The 1489-nt window shown below is 62.5% G+C and carries 1 pseudogene; it reads left to right on the top strand.

Annotation, left to right across the window (positions count from 1 at the left end):
• The first annotated feature begins 109 nt into the window (after positions 1–109).
• Positions 110–1467 (top strand): annotated as a pseudogene (locus J8I29_RS29610) (IS5 family transposase).
• The last annotated feature ends 22 nt before the right edge of the window (positions 1468–1489 follow it).

Raw genomic sequence — 1489 nt, 5'->3', positions numbered from 1 at the left:
CAAGTATTCGCGTTTGCCGGATTTTGTCGGTGTGGACGGCGATTTCCGGCAATTTGCATTGTAATGCAAGGCGTGATTCCATCAGCTTGTCGAGGCGATGGCGGGGTCGATGATGCGGCCTAAAGAGCGACGAGAGAGCGGACAGAACGACTTGTTCCGCTCGCGGCTTGATCAGATCCTGAACCTGGATCATGCGCTGGTGAAGTTGGCGCGCTCGATCGACTGGAGTTTCCTGGAGCAGCGGTTCGGCGCGGTTTACGATGATGATCCGGGCCGGCCGCCCTTGCCGACGCGATTGATGGCGGGGCTGGCCATCCTCAAGGCGACCCACAACCTGTCTGACGAAGTGCTGTGCGAGCGCTGGATCGAGAACCCTTACTACCAATTCTTCTGCGGCGAGGAGTTCTTCCAGCACCGCCTGCCTTTTGACCGCTCCTCGTTGACACGGTGGCGCCAGCGCATGGGCGAGGACAAGCTCGCGGCCTTGGTGCAGGAGAGCCTGGCGACGGCGGTTCGGCTCGAGGCGGCCAAGCCGGCGGACTTCACCGCAGTGATTGTCGACACCACCGTGCAGGAGAAGGCGGTCGCGTTCCCGACCGATGCCAAGTTGATGCACCGGGCCCGCGAGCGCCTGGTGAAGCTGGCGCACAAGCACAGCGTGAAGCTGCGCCAATCCATGCCCGGGTCGGCAAGTTCGCCCTGATCAAGCACCAGTGCTACGCGCATGCCAAACAATTCAAGCGGGCCAACAAGGCGCTCAGGCGCTTGCGCACCATGCTGGGTGCAGTGGCCCGCGATCTCACCCGCAAGCTCGCCGATCGTCCTGAACTGGCGCAGGTCTTCGCCCTACCGCTTTCACTCGCCCGACGCGTCAAGGACCAGCGTCAGCGCGAACGAGGCAAGAAGATCTATTGCCTGCATGCGCCTGAGGTCGAATGCATCGGCAAGGGCAAAGCGCACAAACCCTATGAGTTTGGCGTGAAGGTGAGCCTTGCCACCACCCTCAACCGCTCGAAGGGGGGCCAATTCGCCGTCCACGCCAAGGCACTGCCGGGCAATCCCTATGACGGGCATACCTTGGCAGTCGTCATCCCCGAGATCGAGAACAGCATCGGCGTCGAGCTCAAGAAAGTTGTCGCCGATGCCGGCTATCGCGGTCACAATGCGCCCAAGGACAAGGGCTTCAAGGTCTATGTCGCCGGCATGAGGCGAGGCCTGACCGATGCCATCAAACGCGCCTTCCGGCGCCGGGCCGCGATCGAACCCGTCATCGGTCACTGCAAAAGCGACCACCGTATGGGGCGAAACTTCTTCGCTCATGCCTCGGGCGATGCCGCCAACGCAGTCCTCGCCGCCGCCGGCTACAACTTCAGCCTGATCCTCAAATGGCTCTGCCTGCTTTGCGCCCTGATCCTGGCCGCGCTCGTCGGCTCGCGATCGCGCACCGCCAACGGCAAAGCCCCTTGAACGCGACTACTTCACGGGAGAC

It is taken from the genome of Labrys sp. LIt4, from assembly GCF_017813775.1.
Lineage (GTDB): Bacteria > Pseudomonadota > Alphaproteobacteria > Rhizobiales > Labraceae > Labrys > Labrys okinawensis_A.
The sequence above is the reverse complement of the archived record's forward strand: the minus strand, read 5'-3'. Positions and strand labels throughout refer to the sequence as shown.